The 7019-nt window shown below is 35.5% G+C and carries 6 protein-coding genes and 4 pseudogenes; 5 read left to right on the plus strand and 5 right to left on the minus strand.

Translation table 11 applies throughout. The annotated features are described in order from the left end of the window. A pseudogene (locus A7Q00_RS13020) lies at positions 1–203 on the minus strand (IS1595 family transposase); the annotation flags it as partial. A gap of 171 nt (positions 204–374) precedes the next feature. On the opposite strand from A7Q00_RS13020, the gene A7Q00_RS13025 reads away from it, so the two are divergent. Genes A7Q00_RS13025 through A7Q00_RS14360 form a run of 5 tightly spaced genes read left to right on the plus strand, consistent with a single transcriptional unit; the run spans position 375 to position 5019 of the window. Continuing rightward, a complete protein-coding gene (locus A7Q00_RS13025) occupies positions 375–1235 on the plus strand; it encodes a site-specific integrase (protein WP_245637571.1) in 861 nt (286 codons plus the stop codon). Beyond that, positions 1222–2025, plus strand: a complete 804-nt coding sequence (locus tag A7Q00_RS14090) for an integrase (RefSeq protein WP_245637572.1) — start codon at positions 1222–1224, stop codon at positions 2023–2025. Before A7Q00_RS13025 ends, A7Q00_RS14090 begins: the two co-directional genes overlap by 14 nt. Positions 2026–2028: 3 nt before the next feature. After that, a complete protein-coding gene (locus A7Q00_RS14095; protein ID WP_245637573.1) occupies positions 2029–2742 on the plus strand; it encodes a site-specific integrase in 714 nt (237 codons plus the stop codon). A gap of 2 nt (positions 2743–2744) precedes the next feature. Further along, positions 2745–4787, plus strand: coding sequence for a hypothetical protein (locus A7Q00_RS10705; protein ID WP_064090534.1), 2043 nt, complete (start codon positions 2745–2747; stop codon positions 4785–4787). 1 nt (position 4788) lies between these two features. Next, positions 4789–5019, plus strand: coding sequence for a hypothetical protein (locus tag A7Q00_RS14360; protein ID WP_082887839.1), 231 nt, complete (start codon positions 4789–4791; stop codon positions 5017–5019). Positions 5020–5255: 236 nt separating this feature from the next. Here the strand turns inward: A7Q00_RS14360 and A7Q00_RS10715 are convergent, their stop codons facing one another. From A7Q00_RS10715 to A7Q00_RS10725, 4 genes and pseudogenes are all read right to left on the minus strand, one after another. Then, positions 5256–5651 (minus strand): hypothetical protein, encoded by a 396-nt coding sequence (locus tag A7Q00_RS10715; RefSeq protein WP_064090535.1) that lies wholly within the window; start codon positions 5649–5651, stop codon positions 5256–5258. 2 nt (positions 5652–5653) lie between these two features. Continuing rightward, positions 5654–6178: pseudogene (locus tag A7Q00_RS10720) on the minus strand (type IIL restriction-modification enzyme MmeI). Positions 6179–6331: 153 nt separating this feature from the next. Then, positions 6332–6674: pseudogene (locus A7Q00_RS14105) on the minus strand (IS1595 family transposase); the annotation flags it as partial. A gap of 136 nt (positions 6675–6810) precedes the next feature. Further along, a pseudogene (locus A7Q00_RS10725) lies at positions 6811–7019 on the minus strand (metallophosphoesterase); the annotation flags it as partial.

A 7019-nucleotide genomic window follows, 5' to 3' on the forward strand; every position in this document is an offset into this window, starting at 1 on the left:
TCGACGGGGCCCTCGAAAACCTCATCGGCAGCCAAGGCCAAATGATGGCTGATGACCATGCGGATTTTACGGTAAAACAGAATAGCGGAGTTGGGCTGAATGCCCAAAATATCGGCAGCGGAACGGGCGGTAACTTGGAGTACGAAAAATTCAAGCAGTTTATTTTGAACTCTCTTGCTTAATTTACAATTGGTTATCTGCATTTTCGTAGCCTAGCATAACTACTAATCTACGTCAGCCCCCAAAAAAAAGCCGATTGTACGAAAAGAAAAGTTTTAACAAAAGGCCAAACTCAATTTATTGATATATCCTCATCTGTTTCTTTAAGCCATCAATATAATCGGTTAGCAGTGCTTTCAAAGTATATTTTATTTTTGTCTAAAGTAATTAGCATTTCCGATAAATACCAGAAGAATTTAGCTAAATTGCTTTTGTCAATTAAAGCTGCAGAACCAAAGTATCATAAAAATTTATCTATAAGAACAGAGAGAGAATTACCTGATGGATTATTAGATGAATTTATGCTCATTGCTAATTTTTCTAATCCTAATAATCCATTTAAAGATATAGGTATAAAAAAAAGAAATCATCTGATGTTTATCTTGTTAAGGGAATTAGGAATAAGGAGAGGGGAGCTTTTATCAATACAAATCCCATTTATTGAGATAGGGACAGTTAGGCCATCTATTTTAATTAGACGGACTCATGATGATAAGTTTGATACAAGGAAAATACAGGCAGTTAGTAAGACTAAAGAAAGACGTCTTCCTATTTCGCAGAAAACAGCTCATTATATTGATGACTATATCATGAATTATCGTTCTAAAATTCCACACGCAAATAGTCATCCGTATTTGTTTGTAACACATCGGAAAGGGAAAACCCAAGGAAGCCCTATCAGTACGAGTTCATTTGATAATATCATTGTTCCAACAATGAAAAAGGTTGATACAAAATTTTCTATCATTCATCCACATATTTTCCGCCACGAATGGAACTTGGATTTTTCAAAAAAAGTAGATAGAAATAATCAAACTACAAATAATAATTTCTCCCATAAAGATTTTATTTCATCTGAGAAAGAAGCAAAAATAAGGCAACATATTATGGGACATACATCAGAAAAATCTGGGGATATTTATAATCAACGGTATATCCAAGAAAAAGCTAATAAAATATTATTAGAACTTCAAACTGAGTTTCAGAAGAAGATTGATAATTATGGATCAAAATAAAAGTATTAGATGTTCAAGAGATGGATATGAGTTTGATGAAAATAAAAACTCTTGGCATATAAGTAAAGATATAAAAATTAATTTCTCTAATGCTATATTGAGTATAGATAAGAAAACTTTAAATGGGTTTAGAAAGGCACTAGCAGTCTATGCTGAGAAATATTCTAGCTATCATACTATTAATATGTACAATAGATTTCATGAGTTGGTAGTTAATACGCAGCTAAAAACTATTGACACTCACACACTATTAAATTGGAAAACTAACTTAGGAAAAGAACGTGAATGGCATTTAGGTGCATTAAAAGGTTTTTTGCTCTCATGGAACGAGTACGGTTATTATGGAGTTGATAAAGCTGTTGTATCTTTACTTGAAAGCTTTACCTTGATTGGAAATGATAAAGGTAAATCGGTATTAATGAGATGCCCTTATACAGGGGCATTTACAGAAAATGAAATTTTGGCTTTAATGACAGAGCTGGCTAGACTTTGGAAAGAAGATCTTATTTCATTTGAAACATATGCATATATTCAATTACTTCAAGCTACCGCGAGAAGACCTATTCAAATTCGCCATTTAAAATTTGAAGACCTGAAAAAGGAAGTTTCTCAAGGAACATGGAATTATTTCCTAAACATCCCTAGTGCTAAAAAGAGAGGTGGGTTATTTAGAAAAACATTTAAAAAACTTGCCATCACAGAGGATTTGTATTTAGTTCTATTAAATTTTGTAGAATATCAGTACAAAAAATTACTTAGTTTGATTGATGAATCAGTTATATCAGATTAAAAAATGAAATTACCAATTTTTATCGATTGGAAGACTCTTAAGAATAATATAAGAAATAGGCATTTTGATCTTTCATTATTAGAAAAAGATATTTTTCATTACTCTGCTTCTTCATTAGAACAGAATGTATTACGAAAATTCTGTATACATCAAAAAGCTGTTTCAGAGCGGACAGGTGAAATTATTCATATTAATGCAAGACGTTTTCGTCATACAAGGGGAACTAACCTAGGGAGAAAAGGAGTTGGTGCAGCGATTATAGCAGAACTACTAGATCACTCAGATACACAAAATGTGAAAGTATATACTGAAAATACAGCGGATACAGTTCAATATATTGATCGTGTTATGGGTGCTGAAATGGGAAAACTGGCCCAAGCATTTGTTGGTAGAATTATTTCTAATTTAAATGAAAGTGAAAGAGGATTTGATCCAACATCTTTAATAACTAATAACGGAGTAGATACTATAGGAGCATGTGGGACGAATGATTTTTGTATAACTGGCTATGAGACATGTTATTTATGCCCTAAATTTAGACCTTTGGTTGATGGTCCACATCAACAAATATTAAATAAACTATATAAAGAGAAAGAAGAACGTTTAAGAAGAACTAAAAGTATAGATTATGCATCTTCTAAGGATCGTATTATATTGGCTGTTGAATATGTTGTTCAAGCATGTAATGAAATGAAAAAAAATATGGATGCTCATTAATTATGAATAATACAATTTTTTTCCAAGTACATGAGAATCCAAAATCCAGTTTAGAAAATTTTATCACTTTCTGTAAAAACAAACTTACAGCTTTCGGAAGTAATTGTTGGGACAATAATCAATGGAGAGATACCTTTAATCTTCACAACATTCAAGTTCGTTTTTCCACAGATAGGGTTAAATCTACATCCTATCAATATGAGCCGTTATCTGAACCATTTATTGATTTTGCTAAAGCATACATTCGTTATGTTTATTCTCAGCAGCCAATTCGTCAATTATCACGGCATATGGAATCATTACGTATGGTTGAAATGGCTTTATACAATGTAAAAGGTAATTGCGATATATTACAACTCGATAATTTAGTCATTAATGAAGTTGAAACCATTGTATTGAGAAAATATAAAAAAGATACTAAATCAGTCAATAAATTAGGATATCAACTTGAGAAGTTGTTTGATTTTTGTCGTGAAAATGGTATTACTCCAAATTTATCTTTATGGAATAACCCATATAAACGTCCTAGAGATTTAACGATATTGCTTGATGAAAGAGGAAAAGAATACCGTTCAAGTAAGATGCCAACAGATGAAGAAATGATGTTGGTTGCTAAACTCTTTCATGATGCACCAAATTTAGATAAAGAAACTGAGTATTATACAGCAGTTATGGCTCTACTTATGGTTGCTCCATCTCGTTGTTCTGAGTTGATGTCTTTATCTGTTAATTGCTTAGAATGGGAAGAAGATAGCTTAGGAAATAAGCAATTAGGTATTCGATGGATACCTGCAAAAAACGGAAAAGAGGGTTTGAAATGGGTTCCTAGTAGTATGCAAGATGTGATTATTGAAGCAGTCAAACGTTTAACAGATATAGGAGCTTTAGCAAGAAAAGCAGCAAAGTTTGCGGAAGAAAATCCTAACACGGTAATGATATCACCAGATCAAGGTATGCAAGTATCCCATTATTTATCTCAAAAACCTTTAACTGAAATAGAAATAGGTAAGGTTTTAGAAATTAATGGAAAGCATGGGATTAAAACTAAGTGGTTTAAAAAGTTAATGAAAGAAAATAGTGGCGTTATAACTCCTAATGTTTTAGGAAAATACTTATACGAAAAATATACCTCAAAATTCAATTACTGGCCATATATTGATAAAAATAAAAACGTTAAAGCTTCTGAAGCCTTATTATTATTCAGAGAAAATGAATTTCATAATGCTTTTCTCCCTAAAAAGTTCTCTTTTTTATTACCAACAGTAAATCTTATTAATGATAGATTCTGCTATTCTGATACACGTCCTAAAACATCATTATGGGAAAAGCATTGTATAACAACTTCGAAAGGGGAGTTTGTTAGATTACTATCACACAATGCAAGGCATTGGTTAAGTACAAAAGCTGAGAGAGGTGGAATGGATGAATTAACTTTAGCGAACTGGGCAGGGAGGGCTAGAATTGCAGATAATAAAGCTTATGATCACAGGACAGAAGAAGAAAAAAGTGAGGCAGTCCGGGATTTGTTAATTCCTGAGGATATCTCAATATTAGATAAAATACATTTAAATCTTCCAGTTACATATGAGGACGTAGGGAAAGATGGAGTGGGAATCACAACAATAACAGAAATAGGCATTTGTGAGCATGATTATGCAATGTCGCCATGTTCTCGCCATGGGGATTGTGAAACATGTAAAGAACTTATTTGTATTAAAGGATTAGAATCATCTTTAGAAATATTAAAACATAGAGAAATTCAGCTTACAGAGCAAATTAATAAAGCAAAAGAACACCATAAATTAGGAGCTTTTGGTGCAGATCGTTGGATAAGTAACCTAGGGTGGAGATTGGCACATATAAGAACCAAAATTGCATTCTTGGAAAATAGTGAAATTCCAAGTGGTACACTATTACGAATACCTGACGAATATGATCCTTCACCAGTCAAGTTAGCCTTATTGGAAAAAGGAATGGATATAGATGTTAAAAAACCAGAAACGGCTAAACTTGATGATGATTTATATAGGTTAATGGAGATGTAGTATGCCTAAAATTCTTATTACAGAAGAAAATTTGGAAGATATCATTATGTTGATTAAAACCTGGGAGGGGAAGTTAACATGGAATTTACTTTGCTCTAAAGTTTCAGAGTTATTGAATATTAAGAGTATTGAGAGGCAGTCACTGGCTAATTATCCTGATATACAAAAAGCCTTTAGCCAACAGAAGCAAAAAATAAAAGAAGATGCAAAAAAGAACCAGTACCAAATGTAACGATGGATTATTTGCTAAAACAAGTTAATAATTTGAAGGCTCAGGTACAACGCTTGGAAGAAATTAATGAGCGATATAAACAGCAATTTATTGTATGGCAATATAATGCATATATGCATGGGATGACACAAGATGCACTAAATAAACCTCTTATTGCTGTTAACAGGCAGCATAGATAAAGAGGCTGACGTAGATTAGCCCTAAACCCCACACGATCCCTCTGAAACCTTCAAAAGCTATATTAGCAAGGTTGCTGGTAAAAAAGCAGAATGAGGGATTATTATCTGGTTAATATCAAAATTTTCTGCTTTACAGTGTTCCATTTTTTCAGACAACCCCAGCAAATTGAACGTATCGTGTTGTTGGAGGATTTCACAATGCTGTTTGTTGTTCAGCAAGGCTTGCCATTTTCTATCTAAAATTTCTTCATCCAAATTGCTATCATTGTTCGGTAAACGTCCATGTCGTCTGAAAAACGATTCGACTTCTTTGAATGTTTGTAAAACCATTGCATTTTCATCGGTTTTAGCGGTAACTGGTTTGACATCGGCAAGCAGGCCTAAATCATCGTGATTGAAAATATCATCCAAGCTGTTGATTCTAGAATCAACGCGCATACCTTTTAGCAACATATTCAGCCCCTTACCATACGTTCCGCTTTTTGGCGGCGGATATGGTCGAAAAGGCGCCCCATTTTTTCGGCAGCTTTAGTGTCGGCGGGATTTTCTTCAAATCCACTGCTTTTTTCCAAGCCTGCAAGGGGAAGGAAAAAGCCGTAGTTCTACGCCAAGTCGGTGTAGGCACATTCGAGATAGTCATCGGCCTTAGTGTCATAGACGGCGATGTTTTGAAAATCGGTAACGATAAAGAAGCGGATTTTGTTTTTATCGGCGGAAGGTGATTGTTTCAGGGTTTGCAGGATGTCGTAAATGTCTGCCCAGGGGTCGGCAGGTTTGAAATAAAGTTTCCGGCTGAGGGCAATTTCGCCGAGTAAAGGCATATCGGCAACGTTGGTGCCGGGAGTTTGGTTTTGCAGTTTGGTGATGGTGGCTTTCGGGGTATCGAACAGGCGGAGAAAGCCGTAGATGAAGTTTGCTTTGTCTTCCGATTGTACGAGCTTGGCAAGACCGTCAAAGAGTTTGGTGGGATTGATTGCCATTGCTATGGTGCCTTTTGCTAAGAAGTTATAAGGATATGGAGTTAGATCTGTCCCAGGCGGCTAGGGCATATTATGCTTTACCAATTGTTTCAAAAATGAAAACTTTAACTCTATTCCACTATTATTAAAATACCATTCTCATTTCTTTAATTACAGCTCAAAATGCTCTTTCGGAATACCGTTAAACTTACGCAACATGGTATTTTTGCCTGATTCCAAAAATTCTCAATGTTGTTGATGTGGTTCAGGCGGTCTGTAAATTCTTTGAAATGGTTGATGCAGTAATGGGCAAAACCGCTCATGTCCAACTGGTTGTAATTGCTCAGGGGCTGTCTGTGTAAACAATGCTGCCCAGCATGATTTTTCTTTTGATGACAGGCAGTAATGCTTCAGGCTTAGCATCATCCAGCACAACTGTATTAAAGACCAGTTCTTACCGGTTTAAGATACCGAAAATGACCACTTTGTCTGCTGTCTCACGCCCGCGCTTGTCTTTCGGTGCCTATTGAGTATTTCGAGGGTAACATAGTTGCTAGTCTAGTATATAGCTCCTTCGGAAATTGTTGTGCTTGAGATGCGAATGCGTGGATGGCAATCATCCTTTTTCTAGTCCCACTCATCCGTCTCTTGGTTCACACCATCAAAAACGGCAGCCCGTCCTTGATTTGCTGCCGCCCCGCCGGGCTGTCGGGCTTAAACTCTTCCTGATAGTAGCCGATGGTGTTGCTCACCGTCGGAATGCCGTATTCGTTGGCGTAACACACGGGCAGGTGTTGGTGGGCATGGCCGTGGATGCAGGCTGCAAGCTTTTCAGGTAGCCCGATTTCCGCATCCTCTGCCC

This window comes from Eikenella halliae, assembly GCF_001648475.1.
Taxonomy (GTDB): Bacteria; Pseudomonadota; Gammaproteobacteria; order Burkholderiales; family Neisseriaceae; genus Eikenella; species Eikenella halliae.